This is a genomic window from Streptomyces sp. NPDC037054 (assembly GCF_055606745.1).
Window position 1 is genome coordinate 199,565 of the sequence record NZ_JBVJSJ010000005.1, and the last position, 14,236, is coordinate 213,800.

11 protein-coding genes are annotated in these 14,236 nt (G+C 73.9%); 6 read left to right on the forward strand and 5 right to left on the reverse strand.

Translation table 11 applies throughout. The features are described 5' to 3' along the window. Positions 1 to 31: 31 nt before the first annotated feature. Positions 32 to 2,614, reverse strand: coding sequence for a helicase-associated domain-containing protein (locus tag ACZ7D7_RS14345; protein ID WP_470824465.1), 2,583 nt, complete (start codon positions 2,612 to 2,614; stop codon positions 32 to 34). 194 nt (positions 2,615 to 2,808) lie between these two features. On the opposite strand from ACZ7D7_RS14345, the gene ACZ7D7_RS14350 reads away from it, so the two are divergent. Beyond that, on the forward strand, positions 2,809 to 3,840 hold the full coding sequence (locus ACZ7D7_RS14350) for a hypothetical protein (RefSeq protein WP_470824467.1): 1,032 nt from the start codon (positions 2,809 to 2,811) through the stop codon (positions 3,838 to 3,840). A gap of 64 nt (positions 3,841 to 3,904) precedes the next feature. Beyond that, the gene (locus ACZ7D7_RS14355; protein WP_470824469.1) at positions 3,905 to 4,537 is read left to right on the forward strand and encodes an HAD family hydrolase; all 633 of its coding nucleotides are present in this window, start codon (positions 3,905 to 3,907) and stop codon (positions 4,535 to 4,537) included. Positions 4,538 to 4,584: 47 nt separating this feature from the next. Here the strand turns inward: ACZ7D7_RS14355 and ACZ7D7_RS14360 are convergent, their stop codons facing one another. Then, positions 4,585 to 4,845 carry a hypothetical protein gene (locus ACZ7D7_RS14360; protein ID WP_470824470.1) on the reverse strand — a complete coding sequence of 87 codons (261 nt, stop codon included), beginning with the start codon at positions 4,843 to 4,845 and terminating at the stop codon, positions 4,585 to 4,587. Positions 4,846 to 4,937: 92 nt separating this feature from the next. Here ACZ7D7_RS14360 and ACZ7D7_RS14365 point away from each other — a divergent pair, with 92 nt between their 5' ends. Both ACZ7D7_RS14365 and ACZ7D7_RS14370 read left to right on the forward strand, forming a co-directional pair. Continuing rightward, positions 4,938 to 8,081 (forward strand): sacsin N-terminal ATP-binding-like domain-containing protein, encoded by a 3,144-nt coding sequence (locus ACZ7D7_RS14365; RefSeq protein WP_470824471.1) that lies wholly within the window; start codon positions 4,938 to 4,940, stop codon positions 8,079 to 8,081. 152 nt (positions 8,082 to 8,233) lie between these two features. Then, positions 8,234 to 9,091 carry a DUF5707 domain-containing protein gene (locus ACZ7D7_RS14370; protein WP_470824472.1) on the forward strand — a complete coding sequence of 286 codons (858 nt, stop codon included), beginning with the start codon at positions 8,234 to 8,236 and terminating at the stop codon, positions 9,089 to 9,091. A gap of 9 nt (positions 9,092 to 9,100) precedes the next feature. Here ACZ7D7_RS14370 and ACZ7D7_RS14375 read toward each other — a convergent pair whose 3' ends face one another. Both ACZ7D7_RS14375 and ACZ7D7_RS14380 read right to left on the reverse strand, forming a co-directional pair. After that, positions 9,101 to 11,488, reverse strand: a complete 2,388-nt coding sequence (locus ACZ7D7_RS14375; protein WP_470824474.1) for an HAD-IC family P-type ATPase — start codon at positions 11,486 to 11,488, stop codon at positions 9,101 to 9,103. A 95-nt stretch (positions 11,489 to 11,583) separates the two neighbouring features. Continuing rightward, the gene (locus tag ACZ7D7_RS14380) at positions 11,584 to 11,862 is read right to left on the reverse strand and encodes a DUF2530 domain-containing protein (protein ID WP_470824475.1); all 279 of its coding nucleotides are present in this window, start codon (positions 11,860 to 11,862) and stop codon (positions 11,584 to 11,586) included. Positions 11,863 to 12,013: 151 nt separating this feature from the next. Between ACZ7D7_RS14380 and ACZ7D7_RS14385 the strand changes: the two genes are divergently transcribed. Beyond that, positions 12,014 to 13,462 carry an NCS2 family permease gene (locus tag ACZ7D7_RS14385; RefSeq protein ID WP_470824476.1) on the forward strand — a complete coding sequence of 483 codons (1,449 nt, stop codon included), beginning with the start codon at positions 12,014 to 12,016 and terminating at the stop codon, positions 13,460 to 13,462. Here ACZ7D7_RS14385 and ACZ7D7_RS14390 read toward each other — a convergent pair. Beyond that, entirely contained in the window at positions 13,432 to 13,635 is a 204-nt protein-coding gene (locus ACZ7D7_RS14390; RefSeq protein WP_470824477.1) for a ribbon-helix-helix protein, CopG family, read from the reverse strand. The two genes, ACZ7D7_RS14385 and ACZ7D7_RS14390, sit on opposite strands and share 31 nt — an antisense overlap. A gap of 154 nt (positions 13,636 to 13,789) precedes the next feature. Between ACZ7D7_RS14390 and ACZ7D7_RS14395 the strand changes: the two genes are divergently transcribed. Beyond that, on the forward strand, positions 13,790 to 14,227 hold the full coding sequence (locus tag ACZ7D7_RS14395; RefSeq protein WP_470824826.1) for a MarR family winged helix-turn-helix transcriptional regulator: 438 nt from the start codon (positions 13,790 to 13,792) through the stop codon (positions 14,225 to 14,227). The last annotated feature ends 9 nt before the right edge of the window (positions 14,228 to 14,236 follow it).

Here is a 14,236-nt window from a genome sequence, read left to right on the forward strand (position 1 = left end):
TAGGCCGCCGGTCGTCGCGTCCGCCGAGGCGTCAGTCGTCGGCGAGTTCCGCGACGCCGGTGATCCGGTGCAGTGGATAGGTGCGCACCTCGTCCGCGGTGTGGTCGTACGCCGTCACGTAGCCGCCCTCCACGCGGATCGGCGCGACCACGCGCTGGCTGGCGGCGCCCTCGGCGTTGACGTAGCCGATCCACAGGGCGTCGCCGGTCAGGACGGCGGCCTGCATGGTGGCGAGGGTGTCGGCGGAGCTGGTGCGCGGCAGCTCGCCGCCCGTCGCCGGGGAGTCGCCGCCGGCCGGTTTGCGCGGGGTCGTCGCCGCGAGGTCACCGGCGCGTACGGCGCGCAGCGCGGCGGCCAGCAGCGTCTCGTCGGGCACCGGCGGGCCCTCCGGGACGGGCTCGGGCGCGGTGCGCGGCGGGGTGCGGTGCGCGTCGGCGCGGGTGATGAGCACGTCGCCCTCGGCCGACTCGGCGGCCGGCGCGAACCCCATCGCGCGCAGCCCTTCCAGCAGCGCCGCCGGGTCGGCCTGCGCGGCCAGCACGGTCGGCGCGAGGCGGCGCAGCCGCAGCCCGGCGGAGCGCTTGTCGGCGAGGATCTCGTTCAGCATCGCGTCGTCGTCGCAGCGCACGTACGCCGAGGCGGCGCCCACCCGCAGGTGCCCGTGCCGCCGGGCGACGTCGTCGATCAGATACGTCAGGGGCTGCGGGACGGGGGTGCGGGAGTGCTCGGCGAGGAAGGCGTGCAGGTCGGCGGCGGCCCGGCCGGCGTCCAGGGCGCGGCGCACGGAGGCGGGCGTGAACCGGTAGACCGTCGCCCCGCCCTTCGACTCCACGTCGGCGAGGACGTCCAGCATGTCGGCGAGCGGCTGCCGCAGCGGGCCGGGGGCCACGGCCGTCAGGTCGGCCTGGAGCAGTACGTGGTCCAGCGGCTCGGGCAGCAGCGGGGCCAGTACCCGGGCGGCGGCGGCGGACGCCACGGCCCGCTCCGCGGGGGACGGCGGGGCATGGGGCGCGGGGGAGTCACCGGCGGGCGGGGTCCGGTGATGGACGGGCAGCTTGTCCCCGGGACCGGCGGGTTCCCCGGCGGCGGGCTCCTTCGCGGCTGAGCCCGCCGCGCCCGCCGGGGCCCCGCCGAGGAGGGCCCGCCCGTGCGAGGACAGGGCGCCGCGGCCGGTGATGCCCAGGAGTTCGGCCTCGGTGAGGGTCCAGCGGGCGAGTCGGCTGCGCAGGTCGTCCTCGGACTGCGGGCCGCGCAGCGGGCGTTCCCAGCGCAGCCGGGCCAGCACCGAGTCCGCCGACGGCGCGGCGCCCTCCGGCAGCCCGGCCAGCAGCGTGAGCACCCGGTGCCGTACTTCGGGCGCCGCCGAGCGGTCCAGGCCGGGGCCGAGCGCCGACAGGGTGCGGTCCTTCGCGTCCCGCCCGCCGACCAGTCCCGGCGTCCGGGTCGCCGTCAGCCACGCCGTGGCGAGCCGCGTCCAGCGCTCGGCGGCGGGCAGCTCCCGCCACTCGTCGTAGGCCGGGGTCGCCGCGTACCGCTCGTCCGCCTCCCCGTCGGAGGCCAGCAGCCCGGCGGCGTAGGCGAGTTCCACCCAGAACGCGGCGACCGGCTCGGAGGCGTCGAGGGCGACGGCCGTCCGCTTCAGGTCGCGCACGCTCAGGCCGCCCGCGCGCAGCACCGCCGGACCGCCCTCGTCCCAGTCCTTCAGCAGTTCCGCCACCGTCGTCAGCGCGGTGTAGGCCTGCCCGGCGGCCGTCGCGTCCACAACCTGTGGACGGTGCGTCGCGTCGGCCGTCACGGGCGGCGGCACCGGCTCCGGGGTGCGGTGCGCCCGCCCGCCGCGCAGGTGCAGGGCGACCTCGCGCGGCAGGACGACCGTGCCGGGCGCCGTCGGCAGCAGCAGCCCGCGGTCCAGCAGTCGGCGCAGATGGGCCGCCGGGTCCGCGGTGACCTGGCCGTACGGCGGCCCCCACACGAGGCGTTCGAGGACGTCGAGGGAGTCGTCCGGCAGCTCGGCGAGCAGCGCCGCCATCCGCTCGCGGTCGGCGAACAGCGCGCTGAGCGAGGCCGCCGCGGACACCGAGTCGTGCGTGGAGGGCAGCCCGGCGGCGGTGACGATCTCCTGGATGCGGCCCGGCGACATGCCCGCCGTCGCCTCCCGCACGGTCGGCCCGAGCCCGGTCGGCGACGGGTGCTGGGGCGAGGGCGCCAGCAGCTCGCGGGCGGTGCGCACGAGCCGCAGCCGGTCGTCGCCGCCCCACACCAGGGCCTGTTCCCGCAGCACGCCGAGCGCCCGCGGCAGCGCGGCCACGACGGCCCGGTCGCGGTCCTCTCCGGGGTCGCCGGCCATGAGCCCGAGCAGGTCGTCGTAGGCCGCCGGGTCGGGTGCCACGGCCAGTGCCTCGGCCGTCTGGAGCGCGAACCGGTCCAGCCGCTCCAGGGCCCGCACCACGGACGCGCGCGTGCCCGCGCGGGTGGCGAGCTGCGTGATGTCCGTCGGGACGGGCGTGATCAGGTCGGGGCGGCTGCGCAGGAGGGCGGCCAGTGAGGCGTCGTCGCGGGCGCGGAGCGCTTCCGCGAGCGAACGCGGGGCCGTCGGCTTCTCCTCGGTGCTCATCCGGCCCACGGTAGCCGGTGCCGGTGCACGGCAGGTGGCCGTGACCGCCGTTCGGACCCGCGTCGTCCCGCCGGAAGGGCCCGAGGTTTCTTCCGGAAGTGGCCGTACCGGCGGACGGAGTTCGCGTACACGTGCGGCGCCCGCCCTGCGCTACGGTCGTCCACGGGAACGGCACCCACCCCGGAGGGGACTGCGTGGGAATCGAGAGCGACCAGGTCGTCTACGAGTATCTGAGCCGCGTCGGAGACGTGGCGCAGCAGCGGCAGTTGCCGTCCGCGACCCGCATGCGCCTGGTCGCCGAGCTGCGCAACGAGATCGACCGCCGGCGCGCGAAGACCACCGTCGACAGCCCCGCCGCCGTCCGCCGCATCCTGACCCGGCTCGGCAGCCCCGACGAGGTCGTCGCCGCCGCTGCCGGCACCGCGGGCGCCCCCGCGTCCGGCGCCGCCGCGCGGGAGACGGCCGCGGCCGTGCCCGTGCAGCGCGACCGCGAACGGGAGGACGGCGCCAGCCGGTCGAAGCGGCTGCGCCGGGTCGTACCGCGCCCCCGCCCCGCCGCACCGGCCGGACCCGAGCCCTCCGACGTGCCGTCCTCGCCGCACCGCGCGGGCGAGCACGAGCTGGGGGACAGCGCGACGCAGGCCGACTGGTGGCGGGTGGACAGCAGCCCGTGGGGACCGGGCGACGACGTCCCCGGATTCATCGGCGGCGTGGAGATCCCGGAGCTGCTGAAGCGGCCGCCGAAGGAGACGGACGAGGACAAGGACGGCGGCGGCAAGGACGGTACGGACGGCAAGGGCGACGCGGGGGCCGCGCCCGGCGTCGAGGAGGCCGACGAGCCCGCCCCCGACGAGGGCACTCGCCGCCGTCTCCCGCGCCTGCCCGCCGCCGGCTGGAGCAACCCGCTCCTGCTGCTCGCCGCCGCCCTGCTGGTCGCGGGCGCGGTCCTCGGCAACTGGTTCGCGCTGCTGCTGGGCTGGCTCCTGGCGTACGGCTCGCGCCGCCTCACCCCGGCCGAGACGAAGTGGGCGGTCATGGTGCTGCCCGGCCTCGCGGTGACGGCCGGCCTGGTGTGGCTGTGGGGCCGTACGGAGGGCCGCTGGGGCGAACCCGTCGCCGACGGCCGGATGGGCGACGCGGTCGCGGAGACCTGGCCGTGGGTGGTGCGGGGCGCGGCGGTGGCGTCGGCACTGTTCCTGGTGTGGCGCTCACAGCGGCGGCGGTGACGGCGGGCGCGGCTCGGGTCCGCTCCCCGGACGCCGCGGCGGCCCGTCGTACCCCCTTGTCACAATGGCCCGTGTGACTTCCTCCGCGCCGACTGTCGGCTTCGACCTGGACATGACCCTCATCGACTCCCGCCCCGGCATCCACGCCACCTACACGGCGCTGGCCGAGCGGACGGGGACGTACATCGACGCCGACCTCGCGGTGACCCGGCTCGGGCCGCCGCTGGCGGAGGAGCTGGCCCACTGGTTCCCGGCCGACGAGGTGGCGGCCGTGGCCGACGTGTACCGCGCGATGTACCCGACGACCGCCATCGCCGCGACGCCCGCCATGACGGGCGCCCGGGAGGCCATCGCGGCGGTGCGGGAGGCGGGCGGGCGCGCGATAGTCGTCACCGCCAAGTACGAGCCCAATGCCAAACTGCACCTCGCGCACCTCGGCATCGAGCCGGACGCGGTCGTGGGCGACCTGTGGGCGGAGCAGAAGGCGGAGGCCCTGCGCGAGTACGGCGCGGGGATCTACGTCGGCGACCACACCGGTGACGTGCGCGGGGCGCGCACCGCGGGCGCCCTGTCGGTGGCGGTGGCGACCGGCCCGTGCGACGCCGCCGAGCTGCGGGAGGCGGGCGCGGACGTGGTGCTGGCCGACCTCACCGAGTTCCCGGCCTGGCTGACGGCCCACCTGGGCGCGCGGGCCTGACCGCCGCCCCGGCCTGATCGGGGCCTTTTCGGGGGCCTGCCCGGGGGCTATTCGGAGGCGCGGGCCTGACGCCGGCCGGCCGCGACCGACCGCAGCACACCCGCCCCGGCCAGCAGGAAACCGACGCCCATGAGCATGCTCAGCAGGAACATGTACGTCGGGAAGGGCGTCGTGCCGAGGAACAGCGGGGCGACGGTGACGAGCGTGGCCACCGCGCCGACGACGAAGACGACGCCTCCGACCCGGACCAGCCGGTCTCCGGGGGCGGCGGAGTCCACGGGATTGTCGTTCGGGTTGTCGTTGCGCACCCCCTCAGGTTAGTTCGCCCGCGGTTCCGCCCGGGCACCCGGCCCCTCCGGAGCGCGGTACCTTCGTCGTCACGCCGATGAGGAGAGTGAACGTGAGCAAGTTCGTGCGGCCGGCAGCCGAGGGCGCGGACCCGTTCGGGACGGCACGTCTGCGGCGCGGGGTGCTGGACGCCTGGGCCACCAGCCCGGCCCGGTTCCGTGAGGACGCCAACGCCGAGGAGGACCTCGTCCTCGGCGGCTACCGGGACCGGCTCGTCGTCGAACTCGCCCAGAACGCCGCCGACGCCGCCGCCCGCGCGGGCCGCCCCGGCAGGCTGCGGCTCACCCTCCGCGACGGCGTCCTCGTCGCCGCCAACACCGGCGCCCCCCTGGACGCGGCCGGCGTCGAGTCGCTGTCCACGCTGCGCGCCTCCGCCAAGCGGGACACCCCGTCCGTCGGCCGCTTCGGTGTCGGCTTCGCCGCCGTCCTCGCCGTCACCGACGAGCCCGCCGTCGTCGGCCGGCACGGCGGCGTGCGCTGGTCCCTGGCCGAGGCCCGCGAACTGGCCTCCGGCACCGCGCGGCACAGCCCCGGCCTCGGCGACGAGATCCGCCGCCGCGACGGCCACGTCCCGCTGCTGCGGCTGCCGTTCGCCGCCGAGGGCAGCGCCCCCGACCCCTACGACACGGCCGTCATCCTGGCGCTGCGCGACGCCGCCGCGGCCGACCTCGCCGAGCGGCTCCTGCACGCCGTGGACGACGCCCTCCTGCTGGCCCTGCCCGGCCTGGAGGAGGTGGTGATCGAGACCCACGGGACGCGCACGCTGCGCCGCCGCACCGAGGACGGCCTCACCGTCGTGGAGGACTCCGGGTCCGGCACCACCCGCTGGCGCACCGCCACCGCGCACGGCCCGCTCACGCCCGACCTGCTCGCCGACCGGCCCGTCGAGGAGCGCCTGCGCCCCCACTGGTCGGTGACCTGGGCCGTCCCCGTCGACACCGACGGCGGGCCGGCCGCGCCCCGCACCAGCCCCGTCGTCCACGCCCCCACGCCCAGCGACGAGCCGCTCGGCGTGCCCGCCCTGCTCATCGCGTCGTTCCCGCTGGACTCCACCCGCCGGCACGCCGCACCCGGCCCGCTGACCGACTTCCTCGTGGAGCGCGCCGCCGACGCCTACGCCGACCTCCTCGCCGAGTGGCGGCCGGTCACCACCGGCGTCGTCGGCCTGGTGCCGGGACCGCTCGGCAAGGGCGAACTGGACGGCACGCTGCGCCGCGCGATCCTCCAGCGGCTGCCCCGCACGTCGTTCCTGCCGCCCGCGGTGCCGCCGGCGGACGACGACGCGGAGCTGCCCGAGTCGCTGCGGCCGAGGGACGCCGAGATCGTCGAGGGGGCGGGCGCGGACACCGTGCGCGTCCTCGCCGAGGTCCTGCCGACGCTGCTGCCCGCCGGTCTCGAACGGCGCGTGGAGCTGCGCACGCTGGGCGTGGCCCGGGTGCCGCTGACCGACGCCGTGGACCGGCTGGCCGGCCTGGAGAAGGAGCCCGGCTGGTGGCGGCGGCTGTACGACAGCCTCGCCGGTGTCGACCCCGACCGGCTGTCCGGGCTCCCCGTGCCGCTGGCCGGGGGTACCTCCCGGGCTTTCGGCTCTGGGGGAGGGCGCACCACCATCGGCCCCCGGCAGGTGCTGCTGCCCTCCCCGGACGCGGCCGGTCTCGACCCGGAGGTGCTGGCCCGGCTCGGCCTGAAGATCGCCCACCCGGACGCCGCGCACCCCCTGCTGGAGAAACTCGGCGCGCTGCCCGCGACGCCGCGCGCCGTGCTCACGACCCCCCAGGTACGGGCGGCCGTCGCCGCGTCCCTGGACGACGAGGGCGGCGCGAACTGGGAGGAGGACGCCCTCGACGCCGAGGAACTCGCCGACACCGTGCTGGCCCTCGTGCGCGACGCGGGCCTCGAAGCGGGCGACGAACCCTGGCTCGGCGCGCTCGCCCTGCCCGACGAGGACGGCGAACTCGCCCCCGCGGGTGAACTCGTCTTCCCCGGCGGCCCCTTCCATCAGGTGATGCGCGAGGGCGAACTGGCCTGCGTCGACGCCGAACTGGCCGAACGGTGGGGTCCCGAACCGCTGGCGGCCTGCGGCGTGCTGGTCGACTTCGCGCTCGTCCGCGCCACCGACGTCGTCCTCGACCCGGACGAACTGGAGCCCCGCGAGGGCGACTTCGCCGAACCGGACGACGCCGGTCTGCTGGACGCCGTCGACGTGTGGAGCGAGGACGTCCTCGACCGCTTCCCCGACAGCCCCGTCCCGCCCGTCGCCACCGAACTCGTCGCCGTGCGCGACCTGGACCTCGTCGACGACGACAAGTGGCCGCAGGCGCTCACCCTGCTCGCCCGCCCGCCGCTGCGCGACGCGATCACCCAGCCGGTCCGCGTCCTGCTCCCGGACGGCACCCATGAGGTCGTACGTTCCTACACCGCCTGGTGGCTGCGCGGGCACCCCGTCCTCGACGGCCGCCGCCCCGCCGGTCTGCGCGCGGCCGGCGGCGACCCGCTGCTGCGCGGCCTGTACGACGAGGCCGACGCCACCGGCTTCGAGGACGAGCAGGTGCTGCGGGCGCTCGGCGTACGCACGTCCGTGGCGGCCCTGCTGGACGAGCCCGGCGGCGCCGCCGAACTCCTCGACCGGCTCGCCGACCCCGACCGCGAGGTCACGGCCGCCCAACTGCACGCCCTGTACGGGGCGCTGGCCGCGCTGGACCCGGAGCAGGTGACGCTGCCGGAGGACCTGCGTGCCGTGGTCGACGGCCGGGTGGAGGTCGTGGACGCCGGTGAGGCGGTCGTCGTGGACTCGCCGGACCTGCTGCCGTTCACCGGGGGTGTGCCGCTGCTGCCGGTGCCGCCGGCGCGGGCGGCGGAGCTGGCCGAGCTGTTCCAGGTGCGGCGGCTGAGCGAGTCCGTCACCGGGCGGGTCACGTCCGAGGGCGCCGAGCACGACGTACCGGAGTCCGTGCGGGTGCTGCTCGGGCCGCGCACGCCGCGCACGTACGTCGAGCACGAGGAACTCGTCGTCGACGACGTCGAGTTGGACTGGCGCCTGACGACGGACGGTGTCCTGCACGCGGCCACCCTGGAGGGTGTCGCCGCCGGGCTCGCCTGGGCGGCGGGCCAGTGGCCGCGGCGTTTCGAGGTCGCGGCACTGCTGGAGGACCCGTCCCGCACGGAGGAGCTGGCGCGGGACCGCTGGTTCGACTGACGGGTGTCACGCCGTGGTGTCCGCGCCGGCACAGCTCCTTGTGAAGGTGCGGGCACATTTCCTTAACCTTCCGTACAACCATTCGCCCGCGTCGCGTATCTGATCCCACGAGCCAACAGGCTCCACCATCACTTCTTCCCCATGGGGATCGCATGCGCATTCGAGCCACTGTGGCCGCCGTCTCCGGCGCCCTGGCCCTTTCCGCCCTCCTGGTCCCGGCCGCGCAGGCCGACGCTTCGGGGGACGCGGACCTGAACAAGCCGAGCGCCGCCGACCGCTTCGGCGCCTCCGCGTCCAAGTCGGCGTTCAGCACCGCCGCCGAGGGCGAGCCCGTCGTCAACAAGGTGACGCTCAACGGCGGCCAGGGCTTCGCCGTCGGCACCACCTACGCGAAGACCTTCAAGGTCTCGATCACCGCGACCCACCCCGCGGGCATCGAGGACGCCTACGTCGACCTGTGGCACGGCACCGACCTCGACAACATCGACGGTCTGCTGGTCCAGAACGAGGAGTACGCGGCCTGCACGCCCACCACCGAGACCACGTCCACCTGCGAGCTGACGGTCACGGCCACGCCGGGCTACGACCTGTACATGAACTCCCTGGCCGGCACCTGGAAGGTGACGGTCGGCGTCCTGTCGGGCGACGGCAACATCTACTGGAACGACTACCACACGACCCACAAGGTCCAGCGCTACTCCAAGCTGACCGTCAACGCCTCCCCGGAGCCGGTGACCAAGGGCCGCACCATCACGGTCACGGGCAAGCTGTCCCGGGCCAACTGGGAGACCTTCGACTACCGCGGCTACACCAACCAGTACGTGAAGCTGCAGTTCCGCAAGAAGGACTCCAGCACGTACACCACGGTGAAGACCATCAAGTCGAACTCGACGGGCAACCTCAGCACCACGGTCACCGCCTCGACGGACGGCTACTTCCGCTACAACTTCGTGGGCACCACGACCACCCCGGCCGTCAAGGCCACCGGTGACTTCGTCGACGTGCGCTAACCACCCGCGCTAAGCCGGTACGCGGCGGTCCACCCACCTCCACGCGAGCTCCAGGGTGGCCGCCGCCACCGCCGCGATCCCGACCGCGATCCACGGCATCGTCACGCCGACCAGCTTCAGCGCGAAGAAGTCCTGGAGCCACGGTACGACCAGCACCAGCAGGAACCCGGCGCCCATCGCGGCGACCAGGGCCACCCGCCACCAGGTGTACGGCCGGGCGATGATCGCCAGCACCCAGATCGAGATCAGGAACAGCGTCAGGGTCGCCGCGCTCGTCTCCGCGTCCAGCGCCTGAGGGCCCGTGTAGTGCTCCCGGGCCACCAGGTACGTCACGAACGTCGCCAGCGCCGCGACCGCGCCGCCCGGGATCGCGTACCGCATCACCCGGCGCACGAAGTGCGGCCGCGCCCGCTCCTTGTTGGGCGCGAGCGCCAGGAAGAACGCCGGGACGCCGATCGTCAGCGTCGACAGCAGCGTCAGGTGCCGCGGCAGGAACGGGTACTCCACCTGCGAGACGACCACCATGATCGCCAGCAGCACCGAATACACGGTCTTCACCAGGAACAGCGTCGCCACGCGCGTGATGTTGCCGATCACCCGGCGGCCCTCCGCGACCACCGACGGCAGCGTGGCGAAGCTGTTGTTCAGCAGCACGATCTGCGCGACGGCCCGGGTCGCCTCGGAGCCCGACCCCATCGACACCCCGATGTCGGCGTCCTTCAGGGCCAGCACGTCGTTCACGCCGTCCCCGGTCATCGCCACGGTGTGCCCGCGCGACTGGAGGGCGCCCACCATGTCCCGCTTCTGCTGCGGCGTGACCCGCCCGAAGACCGTGGCGTCGTCCAGCGCCTCGCCCATCGCCCCGCGCTCAGCGGGCAGCCGCCGCGCGTCCACCACCTGTCCCGAGAGCCCCAGCTTGCCCGCGACCGCGCCCACCGACACCGCGTTGTCCCCGGAGATGACCTTCGCGCGGACGTTCTGCTCGGCGAAGTACCGCAGCGTGTCGGCGGCGTCGGGGCGCAGCCGCTGCTCCAGCACGACCAGCGCGGCCGGTTCGGCGCCCCGCGCGACCTCCGGGTCGTCCAGCTCGCGGGCGGCGCGGGCGAGCAGCAGCACGCGCAGGCCCTCCTCGTTCAGCCGCCCGGTCTCCGCGAGTGCCGGGTCGTCGTCCGGCAGCAGCACGTCCGGCGCGCCCAGCAGCCACGTGTCCGTCCGCCCGGTCCCGTCGGCGAGCGTGGCGCCGCTGTACTTGCGGGCGGAGGAGAACGGCAGCGCCCGGGTCGGGCGCCATCCGTCGGGCTCGGGGTAGGCGTCGGCGATCGCCTTCAGGGAGGCGTTCGGCCGCGGGTCGGACGCGCCGAGGGCGCCCAGCACCCGGCCCAGCGCCGCCTCGTCCGCGCCGTTCAGGGGGGTGAGGCCGGTGACGTCCATGCCGCCCTCGGTGAGCGTGCCCGTCTTGTCCAGGCAGACGGTGTCGACGCGGGCGAGCCCTTCGATGGCCGGCAACTCCTGCACCAGGCACTGTTTCCGGCCAAGCCGGATCACTCCGATGGCGAAGGCGACGGACGTCAGCAGCACGAGCCCTTCCGGCACCATCGGCACGATGCCGCCGACGGTGCGGGCCACGGAGTCCTTGAAGTCGTTGTCCTTGACGACGAGTTGGCTGATGATCAGGCCGATCGCGGTCGGCACCATCATCCACGTCACGTACTTGAGGATCGTGGAGATCCCGGAACGCAGCTCGGAGTGGACCAGCGTGAACCGGGAGGCCTCCTCGGCCAGTTGCGCCGCGTACGCCTCGCGCCCCACCTTCGTCGCCCGGAACGCTCCGCCGCCCGCGACGACGAAACTGCCCGACATCACCTCGTCCCCGGGCCGCTTCACCACCGGGTCCGCCTCGCCGGTCAGCAGCGACTCGTCGATCTCCAGGCTGTCGGTCTCGACGCACACCCCGTCCACGACGACCTTGTCGCCGGGCCCGATCTCGATGACGTCGTCCAGCACGATCTCGGACGTGCCGACCGCGACGGCCGCCCCGTCCCGGCGGACGGTGGGTCTGACCTCGCCGATCAGCGCGAGCGAGTCGAGGGTCTTCTTCGCCCGCCACTCCTGGACGATGCCGATGCCGGTGTTGGCGAGGATCACGAAGCCGAAGAGGCTGTCCTGGATCGGCGCGACGAACAGCATGATCACCCAGAGCACGCCGATGATCGCGTTGAACCGGGTGAAGACGTTGGCGCGGACGATGTCGACGGTGGACCGGCTGCTGCGCACCGGCACGTCGTTGACCTGCCCGCGCGCGACCCGCTCGGCGACCTCAGCAGTGGTCAGCCCCGCCGCCGGCGACGGTCCGGGAAGCTCGGAGCCGACTTCGGCGCCCGCGTCGAGATGCGTCATGCAGTCGACAGTACGTGCGCGCCTGCCGCTTCACTCGTCGGCCGACCGGAAGATCCGACCAGGGGACGACGGGCCTGCTACCGGGGTAGTAGCCGCTATTCGGCCGCCTCGGGTTCCGCGGTCTCCCGCTCCCGCGCCGCCCGCTTGATCGCCGCGTCGCGGCGCCGGACGTACCAGACGCCGATGAGGCCGAGGCCGCCGCCGGCCAGGCAGGTCCACACCCACCAGGTCAGCCCGCGGTCGTCGAACCAGCCGTAGAACGGCAGCTGCGCCAGGAAGAGGACGAACCAGATGATGGTGCCGCCGACGATGGTGGCGACCACGGGGCCCTCCAGGGGCTCCGGCGCCTCGTGTCTGGGAGTCCACTTCGCCATGCGGAACAGCTTACGAGGTGATCAGGTCTACGCGCGGAGATGGCGCATCCCGGAATGTATGTTCATACTGAAACCGTTTGTCTCTGACCATTTCTGTTCGTAGGAAACGCCAAAGCGGTTCGGGGGAAGTCCGCAGGCGATGAGGTTCCGCATGTCCACCTCGGCCCCCGCCAAGGTCCCCGCGCCCGAGCAGCCCTCCCGGCCGCCGCAGGGCGCCCTCGACCGCTACTTCAAGATCTCCGAGCGGGGCAGCACCCTGTCCCGCGAGGTCCGCGGCGGTTTCGCCACCTTCTTCGCGATGGCCTACATCATCGTGCTCAACCCGATCATCCTGGGCAGCGCGAAGGACATGTACGGCAACCAGCTGGACAACGGCCAGCTGGTCACGGCGACCGCGCTGACGGCGGCGTTCACCACGCTCCTCATGGGCGTCGTCGGCAACGTCCCCATCGCGCTCGCCGCCGGCCTCGGCGTGAACTCGGTCGTCGCGCTCCAGCTCGCGCCCCGGATGTCCTGGCCGGACGCCATGGGCATGGTCGTGCTGGCCGGCTTCGTGGTGATGCTGCTCGTCGCCACCGGCCTGCGCGAGCGCGTCATGAGCGCCGTGCCCTACGGGCTGCGCAAGGCCATCGCCATCGGCATCGGCCTGTTCATCATGCTGATCGGCCTGGTCGACTCCGGTTTCGTCACGCGCATGCCGGACGCCGCCCAGACCACCGTCCCGCTCCAGCTCGGCACCGGCGGCCACCTCACCGGCTGGCCCGTGCTCGTCTTCGTGCTCGGCGCGCTGCTCACGCTGGCGCTGATCACGCGCAGGGTGCCCGGCGCGATCCTCGTCTCGATCGTCGTCATGACGGTCGTCGCGGCGGTCGTCAACGCGGTCGCCGACGTGCCCTCCTGGGGCCTGACGACGCCCGAGTGGCCCGGCAACCCGGTCGCCACCCCCGACTTCGGGCTGGTCGGCGAGGTCAGCCTGTTCGGCGGCTTCGAGAAGGTCGGCGTGCTGACCGGCGTCCTGTTCGTCTTCACGGTCCTGCTGTCCTGCTTCTTCGACGCCATGGGCACGATCATGGGCGTCAGCGACGAGGCGAAGCTGACCGACGCCCAGGGCCAGATGCCCGGCATGAACAAGGTCCTGTTCGTGGACGGCATCGCCGTCGCCGCCGGCGGCGCCAGCTCCTCCTCGGCGACCACCTGCTTCGTGGAGTCCACGGCCGGTGTCGGCGAGGGCGCCCGCACCGGCTTCGCGAACGTCGTCACCGGTGCCCTGTTCGCCGTCGCGCTGTTCCTCACGCCCGTCGCCACGATGGTGCCCTCGCAGGCCGCCACCCCGGCGCTGCTCGCGGTCGGCTTCCTGATCCTGGCCGGCTCGGTCAAGGAGATCGACTGGGCCGACTACACGATCGCCGTCCCGGCGTTCGTGACGATGCTGATGATGCCGTTCACGTACTCGATCACCAACGGCATCGGCATGGGCTTCATCACCTTCGTGGTGCTGCGCCTGGCGGCCGGCCGGGGCCGGGAGGTCCCGGTGGCGATGTACGTGGTGGCCGCGGTGTTCGGCTTCCACTACCTGATGCCGGGGCTGGGCCTGACCTGACCGTAGAACCTCTCCGTCTCCTCGACGGCGGTCTGGAACCGCTCGTCGAAGTCGTCGCGAATGAGCGTCCGGACCACGTAGTCCTGGACGCTCATTCCTCTTTTCGCCGCATGGTCCCGGAGCCGTTCGAGCAGCTCCCCGTCTATCCGCAGGCTGAGCACGCTGGTCGCCATGTACACGAGGGTCACCGCAGCGGGCCGCCCGACCGCCGCTTTCCGGATATGACTCACTCATACGGGTGACGTAGGGGTTTCGGGGCCCCGGCGCTCGGGAACCTGGACGTGACCCCGGTGGTCTTTAGTCAGGGTAATGAGTTACGCTAACAAGATGCCGGACCTCACCCATGGCGACGACGCTGCCGCCGTGAACTCCCTGCGCTCCGCCGTGATGCGGCTGTCCCGTCGGCTCAAGCACCAGCGGGTCGACGAGTCCCTCAGCCCCACCGAGATGTCGGTGCTCGGCACACTGTCCACCTGCGGCAGTGCCACCCCGGGCGAACTCGCCCGCAAGGAACACGTCCAGCCGCCGTCGATGACCCGCATCGTCGCCCTGCTGGAGGCGAAGGGCCTGGTCCGCCTGGAGCCGCACCCCGAGGACCGCCGCCAGAAGGTCGTCACCCCGACCGAGCAGGCCACGGCGATGCTCGAGGAGAGCCGCCGCAAGCGGAACGCGTTCCTGGCCTCGCTGGTCGAGGGCCTGGACGAGGACGAGTGGGCGAAGATCCGCGCCGCCGCACCCGTGCTGGAGAAGCTCGCACACCTGTAAGCAGCGCCG

Excerpts from the sequence above, each read along its gene's own strand:
- ACZ7D7_RS14385 (WP_470824476.1), top strand. The coding sequence starts at position 12,014 with ATGTCCACCTCGGCCCCCGCCAAGGTCCCCGCGCCCGAGCAGCCCTCC.
- ACZ7D7_RS14380 (WP_470824475.1), bottom strand. The coding sequence starts at position 11,862 with ATGGCGAAGTGGACTCCCAGACACGAGGCGCCGGAGCCCCTGGAGGGC.
- ACZ7D7_RS14395 (WP_470824826.1), top strand. The coding sequence starts at position 13,790 with ATGCCGGACCTCACCCATGGCGACGACGCTGCCGCCGTGAACTCCCTG.
- ACZ7D7_RS14375 (WP_470824474.1), bottom strand. The coding sequence starts at position 11,488 with ATGACGCATCTCGACGCGGGCGCCGAAGTCGGCTCCGAGCTTCCCGGA.
- ACZ7D7_RS14370 (WP_470824472.1), top strand. The coding sequence starts at position 8,234 with ATGCGCATTCGAGCCACTGTGGCCGCCGTCTCCGGCGCCCTGGCCCTT.
- ACZ7D7_RS14355 (WP_470824469.1), top strand. The coding sequence starts at position 3,905 with ATGGCCCGTGTGACTTCCTCCGCGCCGACTGTCGGCTTCGACCTGGAC.
- ACZ7D7_RS14390 (WP_470824477.1), bottom strand. The coding sequence starts at position 13,635 with ATGGCGACCAGCGTGCTCAGCCTGCGGATAGACGGGGAGCTGCTCGAA.
- ACZ7D7_RS14345 (WP_470824465.1), bottom strand. The coding sequence starts at position 2,614 with ATGAGCACCGAGGAGAAGCCGACGGCCCCGCGTTCGCTCGCGGAAGCG.